The sequence below is a fragment of the Marihabitans asiaticum genome (assembly GCF_007828725.1).
In the GTDB taxonomy this organism is placed as follows: domain Bacteria; phylum Actinomycetota; class Actinomycetes; order Actinomycetales; family Dermatophilaceae; genus Marihabitans; species Marihabitans asiaticum.
In genome coordinates this window covers 455,518-473,404 of sequence record NZ_VIUW01000003.1, presented here as the reverse complement: position 1 = coordinate 473,404, position 17,887 = coordinate 455,518, and the positions used below count along the sequence as shown (strand labels likewise).

The window sequence follows — 17,887 nt, the reverse complement described above, 5'->3', positions numbered from 1 at the left end:
GATACGATGGCAGTGGCGGGTCCCGCAGCCAGGACTGCCCGCGCGAAGGGCGTGTCGGTCACCGCGGTCGACCTCAGCCGTGGAGAGCGCGATGACAGTCCAGACCCCCACCACACCCCCTCCGGTCCGTCGCCGGGTGGTCATCCTCGGAGCCGCCGGCCGCGACTTCCACAACTTCAACGTCGCCTTCCGCGACGACCCCGAGAGCGAGGTCGTGGCATTCACCGCGACGCAGATCCCGGACATCGACGGTCGGCGGTACCCGGCGGAGCTCGCCGGAGCGCTCTACCCGGACGGCATCGCGATCGTCGCTGAGGAGGGCCTGGAGGACCTCGTCCGCGACGAGGCGATCGACGTCGTGGTCCTCGCCTACTCCGACCTCAAGCACGAGACGGTCATGCACCTGGCGTCACGGTGCATCGCCGCAGGTGCGGACTTCACCCTCATGGGCGCCCGGTCGACCATGCTCGAGAGCTCGGTGCCGATCATCGCCGTCTGCGCAGTGCGCACCGGCGTGGGCAAGTCCCAGACGAGCCGGTACCTCGCGCGGATCCTCGTCGGCATGGGCAGGCGCGTCGTCTCGGTCCGGCACCCGATGCCGTACGGCGACCTGGCGAAGCAGGCGGTCCAACGCTTCGCCACGTACGAGGACCTCGACCGGCACGAGTGCACTATCGAGGAGCGCGAGGAGTACGAGCCACACATCGACGCCGGGCTGGTCATCTACGCCGGCGTGGACTACGAGGCGATCCTGCGGCAGGCCGAGCGGGAGGCCGACGTCATCCTCTGGGACGGCGGCAACAACGACCTGCCCTTCTACCGACCGGACCTCATGATCACGCTGGCCGACCCCCTTCGCCCCGGCGACGAAGCCCGGTACCACCCGGGCGAGGCGAACGTCCGGATGTCCGACGTCGTCGTCATCGCCAAGTGCGACAGCGCATCCCCCGACGACGTCTCGGCCGTCGAGGCCTCCGTCCGTGCGCTCGCCCCCGACGCCGAGATCGTCCTCGTCGACTCCCCGGTCACCGTCGAGGACCCGACCGTCGTCGAGGGCCGACGGGTCGTCGTCGTCGAGGACGGCCCGACCCTGACCCACGGGTCGATGTCCTTCGGCGCGGGCGTTGTCGGCGCGAAGGGGGCGGGCGCCACCGAGATCGTCGACCCCACCCCCTTCGCCGTCGGCTCGATCGCGGACACCTACGCGGCGTACCCCAACGCGCGAGGCATCCTCCCGGCGATGGGGTACGGCGCGGAGCAGGTCCGTGACCTCGAGGCGACGATCGCGGCGGTGCCGTGCGACGCCGTGGTCTCGGGGACCCCGATCGACATCACGCGCGTGCTCTCGGTCGACAAGCCGCTGACCCGCGCCCGCTACGAGCTGCGCGAGCGCGAGCCGGGCCAGCTCGAGGCAGCGGTGCGCCGTGCTCTCGCGTAGATCGGCGCTCACCGGAACCGAGGAGCTGCAGGCCGCCGAGCACCTGCGTTGCTGCGAGACGCTGGCTCGGGTCGCACCGGACAGCCCGACGGCGTGCGAGGGCTGGACCGCGCACGACCTGGCCGCCCATCTCTGGTCGCTCAAGCAGCGTGACCCGAGGTGGTGGGTCGGTCCGGGCTCTCGCCGACGCGTCGCCCGTCTCAAGGAGACCTTGCGCTACGAGGAGCTCGTCGACCGACTGCGCGCCACCCCACCGGGCTTCGCGTGCATGCCCGACGACCGGTTCAACCGCTACCTGCACTCGCTCGGCGAGTACTACGTCCACGGGCAGGACGTCGCCCGACCTGCGGGAATCACCCGGCCGCCGCTCGGCGCCGCCCTCGACGAGGCCTTGTGGGTCCGCGCCGGGCAGGCTGCGCGGATCCTCCGTCGGCGGCCCCCGGGCCTCGTCCTGGCCACGCCAGACGGACGGTCCCAGGCGGTCACCCGTGGCCGTCCCCGTCAGCGCGTGACCGGGCCACCCGGCGAGGTCGTCCTGTGGGTCTACGGACGGACGAACATCGCTCGGGTCGAGGTGGAAGACCTCGCTCAGCCCTGAACGGCCTCACCCTTCGGCTCGGGCTGTGCGTCAATCCCGGCCTCCTTGCGCTGCTCCGGGGTGATCGGCGCGGGGGCGTCGGTGAGCGGGTCGTAGCCCCCTCCGGACTTCGGGAAGGCGATGACGTCGCGGATCGAGTCGGCGCCGAGGAGGAGCATGACGAGGCGGTCCCAGCCCAGGGCAATGCCGCCGTGCGGGGGCGCGCCGAACTTGAAGGCGTCGAGGAGGAAGCCGAACTTCTCCTGCGCCTGCTCCTCCGAGAGGCCCATGACCTTGAAGACCCGCTCCTGGACGTCGCGGCGGTGGATACGGATCGACCCGCCGCCCAGCTCGTTGCCGTTGAGGACGATGTCGTAGGCGTAGGCGAGGGCCTCGCCCGGTCGCTCGTCGAAGGTGTCGAGGTACTCGTTCTTCGGCGAGGTGAAGGCGTGGTGGACCGCGGTCCACGCACCCCCGCCGACCGCGACGTCGCCGGCCGCGACGGCGTCGGACGCCGGCTCGAAGAGCGGGGCGTCCTTGACCCAGACGAAGGCCCACTGCGACTCGTCGACGAGGTCGCAGCGCTTGCCGATCTCGACCCGCGCCGCGCCGAGCAGAGCCCGGCTGGCCTTGGGCGCACCTGCGGCGAAGAAGATGCAGTCGCCCGGCTCGGCGCCGACGTGCGCGGCGAGGCCGGCCTTCTCCTCCTCGGAGATGTTCTTCGCGACCGGGCCACCCAGCTCGCCGTCCTCGCCGACGGTGACGTAGGCCAGGCCCTTCGCCCCGCGCTGCTTGGCCCACTCCTGCCAGGCGTCGAACTGGCGCCGCGGTTGGCTGCCGCCACCCGGCATGACGACCGCGCCGACGTACTCGGCCTGGAAGACCCGGAACGGGGTGCCCGCGAAGTAGTCGGTGCACTCGACGAGCTCGACCCCGAAGCGCAGGTCCGGCTTGTCGCTGCCGAAGCGCGTCATCGCGTCGTGGTACGTCATCCGCGGGAACGGCGTGGTCAGCTCGACGCCGATGACCTTCCAGATCTCGGCCAGCAGCGCCTCGGTGAGCTCGATGATGTCGTCCTCGGTGACGAAGGACATCTCGATGTCGAGCTGGGTGAACTCCGGCTGCCGGTCCGCGCGGAAGTCCTCGTCGCGGTAGCAGCGCGCGATCTGGTAGTAGCGCTCCATCCCGGCGACCATGAGCAGCTGCTTGAAGAGCTGGGGGCTCTGCGGCAGCGCGTACCACGCCCCCGGAGACAGCCGGGCGGGGACGAGGAAGTCGCGGGCCCCTTCGGGCGTCGACCGGGTGAGGGTCGGGGTCTCGATCTCGACGAAGTCGCGCGCCTCGAGCACCCGTCGGGCGGCGGCGCTGACCTTGCTGCGCAGCCGCAGGCCGGCGCCGGCGCTGTGCGCGCCGGGGCGGCGCAGGTCGAGGTAGCGGTGCTTCAGGCGCGCCTCCTCGCCGACGGTGACGCGCTCGTCGATCTGGAAGGGCAGCGGGTCACTGGTCGAGAGCACCTCGATCTCGCTGGCCACGACGTCGATCTCGCCGGTGGGGATGCTCGGGTTGACGTCCTTGGCCTCGCGCGGGGTCACCTCACCGACCACCTTGATGCAGAACTCGCTGCGCAGGTCGTGGGCGGCCCCGGTGAGCACCTCGTCGCGGGCGACGACCTGGACGTGCCCGCTGGCGTCGCGCAGGTCGATGAAGGCGACACCGCCATGGTCACGGCGGCGGCCCACCCATCCGGTGAGGGTGACGGTGGTACCGGCGTGCTCGGCGCGCAGGGTGCCGGCCTCGTGGCTACGAAGCATGAGGGATCCTCTCGGGTCAGGTCCGCGGCAGACCACGAGAGCGGCTGCCGAGGAGCGGCGAGCCCAGTCAGGTGCGGGCGGGGGCCAGGTCGCGGTGCCACCACACCTTCGCCGAGAGATCCTCGGCCTTTCGTGCCCGGTCGCGTCGGGCGAACGGCCTGGCGGCTGATGAGGTCATCGGGCGGGTCGTCACGCCGCCACCACCGGACGGACACGATGATAGGGCGAAGGGGGATGTGCGCGGAAACGTGTTGTCCGGCAGCTACCGTCGTGACCGTGACCAGCACCAACGCCCGCCGCCCTGACCAGCCAGCCCTGACCCGACGTGCCGCCCTGCTCCTCGGCTCGGCCGGGATCGTCGGGGTCGCCGCGGCGTGCAGCGACGGGTCCGACGGGCCGGACATCCCATTCGTCGGCGACGACACGTCCACCGACGGGGCGCAGCCGTCGGAAGAGATCAGCTGGCCGGTCACCGCCCCGGGAGATCCGGCAGCCGCCGCGGTCGCGGTCTCCGCGGCCCTGATCGCCTCCTCCCCCGCAGCCGTCGTCGTCGGCCCGGACGCGGCCGACGAGGTGCTCACCGAAGCCGGGGAGGCAGCCGTCGCCGCCGGCGTGCCGTGCTTCGTCGACTCCCCCGACCTGGGCGGCGAGCTGGAGCGGCTGGGCGTCGAGCGGGTTCGGCTCTTCCCGGCCACGACGGCCGGATCCAGCGAGACCACCAGCGAGACCTCGAGCGGCTCGGCCAGCAGCTCCGCCTCGGGCGAGAGCGCGTGGAGCGAGGCGGTGAGCGCGCTGGAGCAGGTCGACTCGCTGCCCGAGGTCGAGCGGGACGACACCCGGCGGGTCGTCGTGACCACGCCCGACGAGGCAGCCTTCGGCGCGGCGGTGGCGACGGTGCGCGCGGTCCTCGGTGCTGGGGAGGGCACCACCGTGGTGCAGGCGAGCGACCCGCGCGAGGACGAGGCCGTCGAGGCGCTGCGCGCCGAGCGGGAGACCTCGCTCGTCGCGGTCGGCGACAGCGACACCCTCACCGGCGACGCGCTTGCCGGGGCAGCCACCATGGCCGCAGCGGCGCAGACCCTGCCGACCGGAGGCATCCTGCCCCTGGGCGGCGAGCGCCGGATGATCGCCCTCTACGGTCACCCCGGGGTGGCCGGGCTGGGGCTTCTCGGCGAGCAGGACCTCGACACCTCGATCGAGCGGGTCAAGGGTCTGGTCGGCGACTATGCCTCGATCGACGACAGCCAGTTCATGCCCGCCTTCGAGGTGATCGTCACCATCGCCGACTCGGCCGCCGGCGAGGATGGCAACTACTCCACCGAGGGCGATCCGCAGATGTACCGGCCGTGGGTCGACGCCGCCAAGGAGGCGGGGGTCTACGTGCTGCTCGACCTCCAGCCCGGCTACACCGACTTCGTCACCCAGGCCAAGATCTACGAGGAGCTCCTCGCCGAGCCGCACGTCGGGCTGGCGCTGGACCCGGAGTGGCGACTCGAGCCGGGCCAGCGGCACATGGAGCAGATCGGCCACGTCGAGATCGAGGAGGTCAACGAGACCGCCGCCTGGCTGGCCGAGCTGACCCGCTCCAAGGGCCTGCCGCAGAAGGTCTTCATGCTCCACCAGTTCCAGCTGCAGATGCTGCGCGACCGCGACCAGCTGCGCACGGACCTGCCCGAGATCGTCACCGTCATCCACGCCGACGGGCACGGCACCCCGGACCTGAAGCAGGGCACCTGGGGCGCGATCAAGGCCGACCTGCCCGATGGGGTGCTGCTCGGCTGGAAGAACTTCATCGACGAGGACAAGCCGACCTTCACCCCGCAGCGGACGATGACCGAGGTCGACCCCAAGCCGAGGTTCGTCTCCTACCAGTAGCCGCTAGGGCAGGTCGTCTCCGCTGACGTAGACCCACCGGCCGCCACGCCGCACGAAGGTCGAGGCCTCGGCGTGCTCGCCGGACTGGTAGGTGGGCCCCTCCCCCGTCTCCCACGAGGCCCGGAAGTGCACCCGTCCGTCGAGGTCCTCCGCCTGGCCGCCCACGGTCGCGAGCACCCTCAGCCCGGTCCAGCGCAGCCCGGGCGACGGCTCGACCCGCTCCGGGCGGGTGCGCGGGTGCCAGGTCCGCCAGAGATGGTCGGCGGCGCGGGCGTCGCCCCGCTGGAGCAGGTCGTACGCGGTGTACCGGGAGCGCATGAGCGCCTCGGCGCTCTGCGCCGGCTCACCGTCGAGGATCGGCTCGCAGTGCTGGGCGAAGGGGGAACCCGCCCCGCACGGGCATGGCAGACTCACCGGTTCGCCGGGTGCTCGGGCCACGGGGTGTCGGCCGGTCGGAGGTCGGCCCAGTCCCTGGCTCGGTACTCCAGGGCGGTCAGGGCCGCAACGAGCAGGGTCGAGTTGTGCAGCCGACCGGCGAGGATCGCCCCGCGGATCTCCTCGAGCCCGGCCCGCCGGACGACGAGGTGGGCTTCCTCCCCTTCGCGCTCGTGCCGCTCACTCTGGGCGACCTCGCCCAGGCCGGTCGCAAGGTAGACCCGGATGCACTCGTCGAGCCCGCCGGGCGAGGTGAAGTAGTCGACGAGGACCGACCAGTGCTCGGCGACGAGGTCGACCTCCTCGGCCAGCTCGCGCTGGGCGGCCCGCAGCGGGTCCTCGCCCTCGACGTCGAGCAGACCGGCAGGCAGCTCCCACTCCTTGGCCGCGACCGGATGACGGTACTGCTGGATGAGCACGGCCCGCCCGTCGTCGTCGAGCGCCAGGACGGCCACCGCACCGGGATGGTCGACGACCTCCCGGGTCAGCCGGGTCCCCTCGAGCTCGAAGGTGTCGCGGCGGACGTCCCACACGGCGCCGTCGAAGACGCGCTCCGATGAGTCCACCTCCCGCCGGACCAGCTCGTCGCGTAGCTCGCTCACGCCGTCGTGCCCGGCTCGCGGGCGCGCTCGACCTCGACGAGGCGGGCGTCACGCTGGGCCTGCACCCCGGCGCCGATCAGGCCGGCGAAGAGCGGGTGCGACCGGTCCGGACGTGACTTGAACTCCGGGTGCGCCTGGGTCGAGACGTAGTAGGGGTGGACCTGGGCGGGCAGCTCGACGAACTCCACGAGACCCAGCTCGGGGTGAGTGCCGCTCACGACGAGACCCGCCGCCTCGAGATCGGAGACGTAGGCGTTGTTGACCTCGTAGCGGTGACGATGCCGCTCGGTGACCTGGGTCGCCCCGTAGGCGCCCGCCGTGACCGACCCGTCAGCCAGGCGCGCCGGGTACGACCCCAGGCGCATCGTCCCCCCGAGGTCGCCCGCTCCCTCGACGAAGGACTTCTGCTCCTCCATCGTCGAGACGACCGGGGCCGGCGTCTGCGGGTCGAACTCGGTCGAGCTCGCCCCCTCGATGCCGGCGACGTTGCGGGCGTACTCGATGACCATGCACTGCAGCCCAAGGCAGATGCCCAGGGTGGGGACCTGCTGCTCGCGGGCCCAGCGCAGGGCCCCGAGCTTGCCCTCGATCCCCCGCACGCCGAAGCCGCCGGGGACGAGGACGGCGTCGACGCCACCAAGGGCCTTCTGCGCGCCCGCCTCGGTCTGACAGTCGTCGGAGGCGACCCACCGGATCGCCACCTTGGCGTCGTGGTGGAAGCCGCCGGCGCGCAACGCCTCGGTCACCGAGAGGTAGGCGTCGGGCAGGTCGACGTACTTGCCGACCAGCGCCACCTCGACCTCGTGCTCGGGGTGGTGCACCCGGCGCAGCAAGGTGTCCCAGGAGTCCCAGTCGACGTCCTTGAACGGCAGGTTGAGTCGGCGGATCACGTAGGTGTCGAGCTGCTCGCTGTGCAGCACCTTGGGGATGTCGTAGATGCTCGGCGCGTCGACGGCGGCGGCGACGGCGGCCGGCTCGACGTCACACATGAGCGAGATCTTGCGCTTGATGTCGGTGGGGATCTCCCGGTCGGCCCGCAGCACGAGCCCGTCGGCCGAGATCCCGACCTGGCGCAGCGCGGCGACGGAGTGCTGGGTCGGCTTGGTCTTCAGCTCCCCGCTCGGGGCGAGATAGGGCACGAGCGAGACGTGAAGGAAGAAGGAGTTCTCCCGCCCGATCTCGTGCCGCACCTGACGCGCCGCCTCGAGGAAGGGCAGCGACTCGATGTCGCCGACGGTGCCACCGATCTCGGTGATGATGATGTCTGGGGCCTCGCCGTCGCTCACCCCGGGGCTGCCCGCGGCGGGCGCGCGCATCCGGTCCTTGATCTCGTTGGTGATGTGCGGGATCACCTGGACCGTGTCGCCGAGGTACTCCCCGCGCCGCTCCCGGGCGATGACCCGGCTGTAGACCTGGCCGGTCGTGACGTTGGCCGATCCCTCGAGGTCTGCGCCGAGGAAGCGCTCGTAGTGGCCGATGTCGAGGTCGCACTCGGCGCCGTCCTCGGTGACGAAGACCTCGCCGTGCTGGAAGGGGTTCATCGTCCCCGGGTCGACGTTGAGATAGGGGTCGAGCTTCTGCATCGTCACCCGCAGGCCGCGCTGGCCGAGGAGGTGCCCGAGGCTCGAGGCCGTCAGTCCTTTGCCGAGGGAAGAGGCTACGCCTCCGGTCACGAAGATGTGCTTGGTGAGAGCCGCCACGGGCTTCCACCTTACGGCACGTCGAGGCTCTCCTCGTACCACCGGGCCCACATCCGAGCCGTGTCCCGCAGACCCGGCCAGCCGGTGGCGCGCTCCCGCGCGACGCCCGCGAGATGCTCGGCGCGGGCCGGGTCGGCGAGGAGGTCGAGCACCCCCGTCGAGATCCGCGCGGCGAAGCTGGGGCCTGGCCCGGGCGGGACCAGCACGCCGGCTCCGTCGACCAGGTCGACCAGTCCACCGACGGCACTGGCGACGACCGGCGTGCCGGCTGCCATCGCCTCCTGCACGACGAGCGCCCGCGCCTCCCACTCGCTCGGGACGACGAGGACGTCGGCAGCGAGCAACCACGCCTCGACCTCGGCGCTCTCGCCGAGCATGGCGACCTCCCCTAGCCCGTCGACCCGGCCCGCCATGTCCTGCTGGCCCGGGCCGACCAGCGCCCACTGGGCAGCTGCGGCGCCGTCGCAGGAGCTCGCGGCGACGAAGGCGTCGAGCCTCTTCTGGGGCGCGACGCGCCCGAGCGCCAGGGCGAGCGGTCGGTGCGGGCTTAGCCCGTACCGCGACAGCAGCTCGCCGCGGTGCTCTGCCCGCCAGCCCGCACGGTCCGTGGCCAGCAGCCCCGGGACCCGCGGGGAGGGCACGGGCGCCAGGCGGGCGTCCCGCGCCCCGAGCGCGACGGCGTCCGCGACGAGGTCCGAGCTGGCGCCGGTGACGAAGGTGGCGCCGCGCACGAGATGGCGGGCCGCCGCCGCACCGACAATCCGTCGCGGCGAGATCCGGGACCCGCGGACCTGGTTGTGCAGGCTGAGGACGACCGGAGGGCCGCCCGAGCCCAGACCTCCGCCACCGCGAGCGGCGCGCACCGCGCGCAGGCCGGCTCGGAAACCGTGGGCGTGCACGACCTCGACCCCGCCGGCCACCTCACGCGCCCGACCAGGGCTGGGGTCGACGACCGCGTGCGGGAAGGCGAACCGGTCCTGCGTGGCGGCGTCGGTGAGGACGGTGACCTCGTGCCCGAGCGTGCGCAGACTGGCGTCCAGGTCACGGACGTGGGTGCCGATCCCCCCGGCGCTCTCCCACAGCACGAGCAGCACCCGGGTCATGAGCGCCACCGCAGCAGTGCCGCACGCACGACGGGATCCACGACCGCAGCGGCGGCCGCGGTCAGGGCGGCGAGCACGGTCGCCACACCGAGCGACACGGCAAGCGCCGGCACCTCCGTGAGGTCGGAGCGCCGGACGAGCCAGGCGAGCACGCACGCGAGGACGAGCGCGCCCCCGACAACCCCGACCAGGCGGGCGAGCCCGGTCACCGCTGTCGGCCCCCAGTCGCGACGGACGAGGACGAGGAGGATCGTGGCGGCGACCGACATCCCCGCAGCACTGGAGCATCCCAGCACCACGAGCGTTCGCCCAGGACCGGCGTCGGGGGCGAGCACCACCGCCGGGACGCCCGCGGAGATCACCCAGCCAACGGCCATCGCGAGGCCGGCCTGCACCGCCCGCCCGTGCAGGTACAGCGACCTCGTCGCCAGCGCCGTCACCGAGAAGCCCACGAGACCGAGGGCGGTGCTCGCCAGCGCCACGGGGAGCGCGTCGAGCGCCCCGGACCCAGCGCCCGCCTGCCGCGCCGAGCGGTCGAGCAGGCCGAACGCGACCCCCACGGCGGGCGCGGCGGCGACCAGGCCCGCAGCCGCCGCGCCGGAGACCGCCGTGACCACGCGCAGCGCCGAGCCCAGCGTCCTCGCCGCGCCCTCCTCGCCGGCGGAGCGGGCGAGCCGGGCGAAGGTGGCCGTGGCGATCGGGACGGCGAGCACCGCGTAGGGCAGGAGGTAGACGGTCTGCGCGTACTGGTGGACGACGAGGGCGCCGTCGCCGCCGGAGCGGTTGGCCACCCGGATCACGACGAGCAGAGCCAGCTGCTGAGCGATCAGCGCGACCACTCCTGCCGCTGCGAGGGAGGCCGCGCGGCCGGTCTCCTCGGCGCTGAGCGACCAGCGTGGCCGCAGGGTGATCCCCGCCGAGGCCGCGACGGCCAGCAGCGGCAGCGAGAGGGCCGCCACCCCGGCGGTCGTCCCGACCCCGAGGATCACCCAGCCGGCCGTGGGGATGACCGCCGAGCCGTCCGGTGGTCGCGGGACGACCGCAGCGTAGAGGAGATAGGTCGCGATGACGACCACGCTCGAGAGCAGCGGCGCGAGCGCGGCGGCGAGGAGTCGCTCGTGCGCCTGCAGCACCCCGGTGACGACGATGCCGATGCCGTAGAGCAGGACCTGGGGGCTGAAGAGGACGAGCAGTCGGGTGCCGAGTGCGGCCGCGCCGTCCACCTCGACCCCGGCGAGCAGGGCCCGGCTGATCCAGGGCGCCGCCAGGGCGAGGGCGATCGAGGCGGGGAGGAGGACGGCGACGGCCCGGGTGAGCAGCGCCGAGGCCACGTGGTCGGATCGCGCCCGTCCGCTCGCCTGGGCGACGAGCGGCACGACGACCGCGGCCAGCACTCCCCCGGCGGCGATCTCGTAGACGAGGTTGGGGACCGCGTTGACGCTCTGGTACACCGTCCCGACCCCGCTCGCGCCGACGGCTCCCGCGAAGGCCAGCCACCGGAGAAGCCCGGCGACCCGAGCGGCCCCGGTGACGACCCCGACCTGGGCGGCGGCCGTGCGCAGGGCGACGCTCTCGCGTGGCCCAGCACTCACCGCTTCGCCCCCTCCGGTCGTGACCGGCCGAGCTGGTCCAGGGCGCGAAGGGCGGGTGTCGCCTCGATCACCCGGGTGAAGCTGATCCGCTCGCTGGCGAGGGTGAGTGCGAGGACGCCTCCGAGCACGCCGGCGCGCGTCGTCGGCCGAAGCGCCCGGACCGCGGAGAGCCCAAGGAGCGAGCCGAGGGCGTTGGCCCCGCAGTCACCCAGTATCGAGCGCCCCGCGAGGTCGTGCGGCAGCACCCCGAGACCTGCACCCAGACCCGCTGCGAGCGCCGGCCGACCAGCTGGCCGGGTCAGCAGGGGGAGACCGATGAGGCAGCCCACCTTCAGCGCCCGCCCCGGACGCAGGTCGAAGAGGTTGAGCAGGTTGGCCGTCCCGGCGATCACCCCGGCATCGACGAGCAGCCACGCGCGCTCCCCTCCCGCCTCCCGGCGCGCCGCCCAGGCGGCGGCGCCGATGATCGTGACGATCTTCAGCGACCCCGTGCTCACCCGGCCGCGGCGCAGCGCGCCGAGGTGACCGCGCACCCCCTTCGTCCCGGCGTCCCCGACGAGGTCGTCGACCAGACCGGCAGCCCCGCTGCCGAGGACGCAGCCGAGCGCCGTCGCGTCTCCCGCGGCTGCGGCTGCGATGGCGGTCGCGGCGACCCAGGCGGGGCCCTCCGCGAGGGTGACGGCGCTCCCGTCGAAGCTCGTCCGTTCGAGGGCGCGTCGGGCCGGAGCCGGGAGGCGGTGGTCAAGGGTGACCAGACCGGCCGCGCAGCCGGCGCCGAGCAGAGCCGCGCCCGCGGCGCTCAGGGGGCGCATCACGACTCGTCGGGGATGGCCGACGTGGCGTCGGCGGCCACCCCGTAGTGCCCGCTGTCGCCGGCGAGCTGCTCCTGGAGCGCCAGGACCACCTGGGCTCGGCCGATGGCCCGCTCCGGACCGTCGACGGTGGACAGCCCGTCGCTCAGCCCGGAGTCCTCGCGGGCCACGCTGACCGGGGAGACGGCCTGGCCGCCCACGGACGGTTCGGGGGCGGTGAGCACCGCACCGCCGCTGCGTCGATCGATGTCGGCGGCGAGCTCGACGAGCTGCGTGGCGGTGCGGGTCGCGGCATCGTCCTCGCCCTGACCGTCGCCTGCGTCCTGGGGGATCATGCCTCCCACGAGGACCACGGCGCTCGGACTCTCCTGGGGCGGGGCGCCGCTGACCAGACCCGCGTCGCCGAGGACGGCGAACGCTGCGCGCCGCTGGGCGGTCGACGGGAGGGGAAGGTTGTCGGCCGAGCGGCTGCCGATGATCAGCCCGAGGATCTCGGGCATCGTCGGCTCGCCAGAGGTCCGCCCGATCGCACGACGGGCGTCGGCGAGCACCTGCGGCGAGCCGGGCGCGAGATCCATGGTCCGCGAGCCCGCCGCGGCGAACCAGTCCTGGTCGACCGTGACGGTGGCCGTGACTCGACCGCCGGCATCCCGCACCGCGTCGGCGATGCCGGTCACGTCGCCGTTGTCGGCCCGCGGCAGACGCACCAGCGCGACCCCGCGCCCGTCGAGCCGGCCGTCGACGACGGTGGGCAGCAGCGTGTCGACGAAGTCGTCCTGCGCCTCCAGGGCCCGGTCGCGCTCCTCGGACTGGGCACGCAGGGTCTCCTTCTCCTGCCGCAGCTTGGTGACCTCGCCGGTCAGGGTGTCGCCGATGTCGTCGCGCAAGGGTCCGGCCCCGAGGAGTACTCCCATCGCGAGCGCGACGAGCACCGCGGCGAGGGAGACCATGTGGTAGCGGAAGTCGATCACGACAGCGCCCCCACGGTGGCCGCCCACAGGTCGTCCCACCACGCCCCGACGATCTGCAGCAGCGCCTGCCCGGTCGGTGTGGCCCACATCGCGACGAGCAGCGCGAGCACCCCGACCAGGGCGAGGAGGAGGATCGACCCCACGGAGATGCGGGCTCGGTAGAGCCGGCTCACCCCCTTCGCGTCGATGAGCTTGCTGCCCACCCGCAGCCGGGTGAGGAAGGTGCTCGACATCCCCGCCCTCCCCTTGTCGAGGAACTCCTCCAGCGTGGCGTGCGTCCCCACGGCGACGATGAGCGTGGCCCCCCGGTCGTCCGCGAGGAGCATCGCGATGTCCTCGCTCGTGCCGGTGGCGGGGAAGGCGACATGGTCGACCCCGAGGGCCTCCACCCGCTCGACGCCGGGCGCGCGCCCGTCCCGGTAGGCGTGCACGACCACCTCGGCACCGCAGGACAAGGTCGCATCGCTCACCGAGTCCATGTCGCCGACGATCAGGTCGGGTCGGTGGCCAGCCTCGACGAGCGCGTCGGCGCCACCGTCCACACCGATGAGCACGGGCTTGTACTCCCGGATGTAGTGCTGCAGCGCCGCGAGGTCGTCCTTGTAGTGGTAGCCGCGGACGACGACGAGGGCGTGCCGACCCTCGAAGTCGGTGCGCACGTCGGGCACCCCGACCCCGTCGAAGAGGAGCGCCCGCTCCTCGATCATGTAGCGCATGGTGTTTTCTGCGAAGGACTCGAGCTGGACGGCGAGCCCGGCGCGGGCCTCCTCCATCGCCGTGCGCACGGACTCGGCGGTGAGCAGCTCGCCGGGGATGACGACCTCGCCGCTGATCAGTCGGGCGCCGTCGAGCTGAGCGGGCCGACCCTCGGCGAGCCGCTCGAAGAGCTCGGGGCCGGCCGCGTCGAGCAGGGGGATCCCCGCCTCGACGATCGCCTCCGGGCCCTGGTTCGGGTAGCGTCCGGTGATCGAGCGGGCGGCGTTGACGACCGCTGCCGGCTGGCACTGCACCAGGGCCTCCCCGCTGACCCGGTCGATGTCCTCGTGGTCGATGACGGCGATCTCACCCGGCCGCAGCCGCTTGGTCAGCTGCTTGGTGCGCCGGTCCATGCGCAGCACCCCGGGCACACCAGGCAGGTCGGTGCCACCGGGGTCGGCGCGCTGCGGACGAAGGGCCATCCGGGGCATCGTCCCACGGCCACCCGAGAGCCTCCGCTCCACCACGCTCACCCCCTCGCGGCGTCGGCCGACGGGTTCGGGGTTCGACCGGCCTGGCACGACTCGAGCAGCTCTTCGGCGTGCGTCAGACCGGCAGAGGAGTCGGCCCCACCCATCATCCTGGAGAGTTCGACGAGGCGGTCGGTTCCGGTGACCTCGTGCACGTCGCTGGCGGTGACCCGGCCGTCTGTCGTCTTGCGCACGACGAGGTGACGGTCGGCGTGCGCGGCGACCTGGGCGAGGTGGGTCACGACGAGCACCTGGCTGCGCCGGGCGAGCGCCTGGAGCCGCGCGCCCACGTCCAGCCCCGCGCGCCCGCCGACCCCGGCGTCGACCTCGTCGAAGACGAAGGTCGGCATCGAGCTCGCGCTGTCGGCGACGGCCACCTCGAGCGCCAGCATGATGCGGGATAGCTCACCCCCGGACGCCGCCTGAGCGACCGAGCGGGGCGGGCTGCCGGGGTTGGCGGCAAGCATGATCTCCACCCGGTCGGCGCCGTGCGGGCCGGCATGTATCAGGCCGTGCGGGCCAGGCACCCGATCGGACTCGTCGCCGCTGGCGGCGCCGACCACGACCGACACCGACGCATCGGGCATCGCGAGGTGGGCAAGCTCCTCGGCGACCCGCTGCGCCAGGGCTTCAGCCGCCCGGCTCCGGGCCCGCGTCAACCCCTCGGCGGCCTCGGCCACCTCGGCCGCGGCCGCCTCGACCTGCTCGGCGATGCCGTCCAGGCGGTCGTCGGCCTGCTGCAGCTCGAGGAGCCGGGAGCGGATGCTGTCGCGGTGGGCCAGGACCGCGTCGATGTCCTCCCCGTAGCGCCGGGTGAGTGCGGTCAGCCGGGCGCGGCGCTCGTGGACGGCGTCGAGCCGCTCGGGGTCGACCTCGATGTCGGCGGCGTACCCGCTGAGGTCGGCCGCGACGTCGATGAGGAGGGTCCGGACCTCGGCGACCCGGTCGCGAAGGGGGGTGAGCCGCCGGTCGCGGTCGAGCACCTGGTCCAGGGCCCGCTCGGCCTCGGCGGTCAGCGCAGCCGCATCAGGATGCTCGGGCAGTTCTCCTCCGCTGAGCGCCCCGTGCGCCTGCAGGGCGGCGACCCGCAGGTCGTCCGCGTGACCGAGGCGCTCGGACTCCTCTCGCAGCGCGTGATCCTCCCCCGGGGTCGGGTCGACGGAGTCGATCTGCTCCAGCTGGTAGGTCAGGGCGTCCAGCTCCTGTCGCCGGCCGGCCTCGGACGCGGTGAGCTCGGCCAGCTCGTCACGCAGCCCGGTCCACCGGGCGCGCGCCTGGTCGTACTCCGAGCGCGCGGCCGCGACCGCCTCGCCGCCGAAGAGGTCGAGGACCTCGCGGTGCTCGCTGGCTCGCCGCAGGCGCCACTGGTCGGCCTGGCCGTGCAGGGCGACCAGACCACGGGTGATCTCACCGAGGGTGCCGACCGGGATCGTCCGACCACCCGCGTGAGCCCGGGACCGGCCGCCCGCCCGGACCACCCGGCTCACCGGCAGCAAACGGTCCTCGAGGCGGGCACCTGCCCCCTTCGCGATGATGCTCGCCTCGGACGGCTCCTCGACCTCGAGCACGGCGTCGATCGAGGACTCGGTGGCGCCCTCGCGGACCAGACCCGCGTCGGAGCGGGCGCCGAGGAGCAGCTCGATGCTGGAGACGAGCATCGTCTTGCCCGCGCCCGTCTCGCCGGTGAGCACGGTCAGCCCCGGATGGAGGTCGACGGTCGCGTCGGCGATGACCCCGAGGTCCTGGATACGGATCTCCTGGATCAACAGGCCCCCTCGTCCTCCGCACGCTCCTCCCTGCGGCCACCACGCCAGCCCTCGACCGACAGGTCGAACTTCGCGACGAGGCGGTCGGTGAAGGGCGAGTCGGTCAGGCGCGCCAGCCGGACGGGCTCTCCGGAGAGCGAGACCTCGATCCGCGAGCCCGGCGGCAGGTCCACGGCGCGCCGCCCGTCGCACCACAGCACGCCGTGGCCGTCGGTGCCGGCGACCAGGTCGACGGCGAGGTGCGCGGTCGGGCTGAGGACCAGCGGACGGGCGAAGAGGGCGTGGGCGCTGAGCGGGACGACGAGGACGGCCTCGACGCCGGGCCAGACGATCGGCCCCCCGGCCGAGAAGGCGTAGGCCGTGGACCCGGTCGGGGTGGACATCACCACCCCGTCGCACCCCCAGGTCGACAGGGGGCGCCCGTCGATCTCGACGGTGAGCACAAGCATCCGCTCGCGGGCCGCCTTCTCCACGGTCACCTCGTTCAGCGCCCAGCTGCGTGCCAGCTCCCGGCCATCGAGGGTGCCCACGACCTCGAGGGTGATCCGCTCCTCGACCGTGTACGAGCGACCGACGATGTGCTCGACCGTCGCGTCGAGGTCCTCACGCTCGGCCTCGGCGAGGAAGCCGACGTGGCCGAGGTTGACCCCGAGCACGGGGACGTCGCTGCCTCGCGCGAGCTCCGCCCCTCGCAGGATCGTCCCGTCTCCCCCGAGGACCACGACGAGCTCGCACCCCGCGGCCGCGCCCCCGGGAGCGGCCGGGTCGCCCGGGACCACCCCAGGGGTCGTGCCGAGCGGGCCGTCCATGAGCTCGCCGACGGGGAGGGCTACCTCGAGCCCTGCGGCCTGCAGTCGCCCCACGACCTGCCCGGCGACGTCGAGCGCCTCGGGCCGACCGGGGTGCGCCACGAGCAGGATGCGCCTGGTGCTCATCAGTGGTCCTCCTGGGTCGTCACGGCCCGCACCGTCTCGGTCTGAGCCTGCCACGACATGCCGACATCGCTCGCGGCGGCCAGCCAGAGCAGGTACTCGCGGTTGCCCTCCCCGCCGGTAATCGGGCTGCGCTCGAGTCCTAGGACGGCAAGCCCTTCTTCCCCCGCCGAGGTGAGGACGCCGACGAGGGCATCGTGCCGCGCTGCGGCAGAGCCGACGACACCGTGCTTGCTCAGGCGGGCCCGACCGACCTCGAACTGCGGCTTGACGAGGAGCACGGCCTGTCCGCCCGGCAGGAGACAGCGCCGGACGGACGGCAGGGCGAGGCGAAGGGAGATGAAGCTCAGGTCGGCGACGATCCGGTCGACCGGGCCGCCGATGTCGCCGGGGCTCAGGCCCCGCACGGTCACCCCGCTGAGGTCGGTGACCCGAGGGTCGGCTCGCAGCTCGCCCGCCAGCTGGTCGTGCCCGACATCGAGCGCGACGACGTGCGCCGCACCCCGGTCGAGGAGGACCTGGGTGAACCCCCCGGTGCAGGCACCGAGGTCGAGGCAGCGCAGGCCCTCGACCCGCCACCCCGCGCCCGCCTGTCCAGCAGGCGCGGATCCGGCGAACGCGTCGAAGGCTCCCACGAGCTTGTGCGCGGAGCGACTGACCCAGCGGGCGTCGTCACCGAGCACCTGGAGCAGCTGGTCGGCGCGCACCCGTTGACTGACCTTCGTCGCGGGCACGCCGTCGATGGTCACGAGACGGCGATCGACGAGGTCCTTGGCCTGTCCACGCGAGCGGGCCAGCCCGCCGTGCACCAGGGCGACGTCGAGCCGGCGCTCTTCACTCACCGAGGTCGCTCAGCCTGCCCTGCAGCGTGCGGTGCAACGACTCGGCCGCACCAAGGATGCCGTCGAGGTCCTCTGCCGGGAGAGCGGTGAGCTCACCGAGAGCACCGTCGATCACGAGGTCGCCGGTCTCGGTGGGGGTGGCATCGGTGGTGGTGGTGGCGTCGGTGGCGACGGGGGCGGTCGGACCTGGCTCACTGGTCATGCC

16 protein-coding genes are annotated in these 17,887 nt (G+C 73.3%); 3 read left to right on the top strand and 13 right to left on the bottom strand.

Features of this window, described 5'->3' with window-relative positions; genetic code table 11:
- The first annotated feature begins 91 nt into the window (after window positions 1–91).
- Window positions 92–1,438 carry a cyclic 2,3-diphosphoglycerate synthase gene (locus tag FB557_RS10355; RefSeq protein ID WP_170236260.1) on the top strand — a complete coding sequence of 449 codons (1,347 nt, stop codon included), beginning with the start codon at window positions 92–94 and terminating at the stop codon, window positions 1,436–1,438.
- Window positions 1,425–2,036 carry a maleylpyruvate isomerase family mycothiol-dependent enzyme gene (locus FB557_RS10350; protein ID WP_144857518.1) on the top strand — a complete coding sequence of 204 codons (612 nt, stop codon included), beginning with the start codon at window positions 1,425–1,427 and terminating at the stop codon, window positions 2,034–2,036. The genes FB557_RS10355 and FB557_RS10350 overlap by 14 nt, the downstream gene beginning before the upstream one ends.
- On the opposite strand, the gene aspS is transcribed toward FB557_RS10350, so the two are convergent.
- Window positions 2,027–3,826: an aspartate--tRNA ligase gene (aspS, locus tag FB557_RS10345; RefSeq protein ID WP_144857517.1), complete on the bottom strand. Its 1,800-nt coding sequence runs from the start codon at window positions 3,824–3,826 to the stop codon at window positions 2,027–2,029. The genes FB557_RS10350 and aspS overlap by 10 nt on opposite strands.
- A 276-nt stretch (window positions 3,827–4,102) precedes the next feature.
- Here aspS and FB557_RS10340 point away from each other — a divergent pair, with 276 nt between their 5' ends.
- A complete protein-coding gene (locus FB557_RS10340) occupies window positions 4,103–5,701 on the top strand; it encodes a maleylacetate reductase (protein WP_144857516.1) in 1,599 nt (532 codons plus the stop codon).
- Window positions 5,702–5,704: 3 nt separating this feature from the next.
- Here the strand turns inward: FB557_RS10340 and FB557_RS10335 are convergent, their stop codons facing one another.
- The 12 genes from FB557_RS10335 to FB557_RS10280 are packed head-to-tail and all read right to left on the bottom strand — an operon-like array spanning window position 5,705 to window position 17,884.
- On the bottom strand, window positions 5,705–6,115 hold the full coding sequence (locus FB557_RS10335; RefSeq protein ID WP_144857515.1) for a YchJ family protein: 411 nt from the start codon (window positions 6,113–6,115) through the stop codon (window positions 5,705–5,707).
- Window positions 6,112–6,738, bottom strand: coding sequence for an NUDIX domain-containing protein (locus FB557_RS10330; RefSeq protein ID WP_144857514.1), 627 nt, complete (start codon window positions 6,736–6,738; stop codon window positions 6,112–6,114). The genes FB557_RS10335 and FB557_RS10330 overlap by 4 nt, the downstream gene beginning before the upstream one ends.
- Window positions 6,735–8,438 carry a CTP synthase gene (locus FB557_RS10325; protein ID WP_144857513.1) on the bottom strand — a complete coding sequence of 568 codons (1,704 nt, stop codon included), beginning with the start codon at window positions 8,436–8,438 and terminating at the stop codon, window positions 6,735–6,737. The genes FB557_RS10330 and FB557_RS10325 overlap by 4 nt, the downstream gene beginning before the upstream one ends.
- Before the next feature lie 11 nt (window positions 8,439–8,449).
- A complete protein-coding gene (locus tag FB557_RS10320) occupies window positions 8,450–9,541 on the bottom strand; it encodes a glycosyltransferase family 4 protein (protein WP_144857512.1) in 1,092 nt (363 codons plus the stop codon).
- Window positions 9,538–11,133 (bottom strand): murein biosynthesis integral membrane protein MurJ, encoded by a 1,596-nt coding sequence (gene murJ, locus FB557_RS10315; protein ID WP_144857511.1) that lies wholly within the window; start codon window positions 11,131–11,133, stop codon window positions 9,538–9,540. Before murJ ends, FB557_RS10320 begins: the two co-directional genes overlap by 4 nt.
- Window positions 11,130–11,945 carry a hypothetical protein gene (locus FB557_RS10310; RefSeq protein WP_144857510.1) on the bottom strand — a complete coding sequence of 272 codons (816 nt, stop codon included), beginning with the start codon at window positions 11,943–11,945 and terminating at the stop codon, window positions 11,130–11,132. The genes murJ and FB557_RS10310 overlap by 4 nt, the downstream gene beginning before the upstream one ends.
- Window positions 11,945–12,916, bottom strand: coding sequence for a copper transporter (locus tag FB557_RS10305; RefSeq protein WP_144857509.1), 972 nt, complete (start codon window positions 12,914–12,916; stop codon window positions 11,945–11,947). Before FB557_RS10305 ends, FB557_RS10310 begins: the two co-directional genes overlap by 1 nt.
- Complete coding sequence (steA, locus tag FB557_RS10300; RefSeq protein ID WP_246074691.1) at window positions 12,913–14,094, bottom strand: putative cytokinetic ring protein SteA; 1,182 nt, start codon at window positions 14,092–14,094, stop codon at window positions 12,913–12,915. Before steA ends, FB557_RS10305 begins: the two co-directional genes overlap by 4 nt.
- 47 nt (window positions 14,095–14,141) lie before the next feature.
- The gene (gene recN / locus FB557_RS10295) at window positions 14,142–15,908 is read right to left on the bottom strand and encodes a DNA repair protein RecN (protein WP_144857508.1); all 1,767 of its coding nucleotides are present in this window, start codon (window positions 15,906–15,908) and stop codon (window positions 14,142–14,144) included.
- Window positions 15,905–16,843 (bottom strand): NAD kinase, encoded by a 939-nt coding sequence (locus FB557_RS10290; RefSeq protein WP_144857507.1) that lies wholly within the window; start codon window positions 16,841–16,843, stop codon window positions 15,905–15,907. Before FB557_RS10290 ends, recN begins: the two co-directional genes overlap by 4 nt.
- Window positions 16,843–17,682, bottom strand: a complete 840-nt coding sequence (locus FB557_RS10285) for a TlyA family RNA methyltransferase (RefSeq protein WP_144857506.1) — start codon at window positions 17,680–17,682, stop codon at window positions 16,843–16,845. The genes FB557_RS10290 and FB557_RS10285 overlap by 1 nt, the downstream gene beginning before the upstream one ends.
- On the bottom strand, window positions 17,675–17,884 hold the full coding sequence (locus FB557_RS10280; protein WP_144857505.1) for a hypothetical protein: 210 nt from the start codon (window positions 17,882–17,884) through the stop codon (window positions 17,675–17,677). The genes FB557_RS10285 and FB557_RS10280 overlap by 8 nt, the downstream gene beginning before the upstream one ends.
- Between the last annotated feature and the right edge of the window lie 3 nt (window positions 17,885–17,887).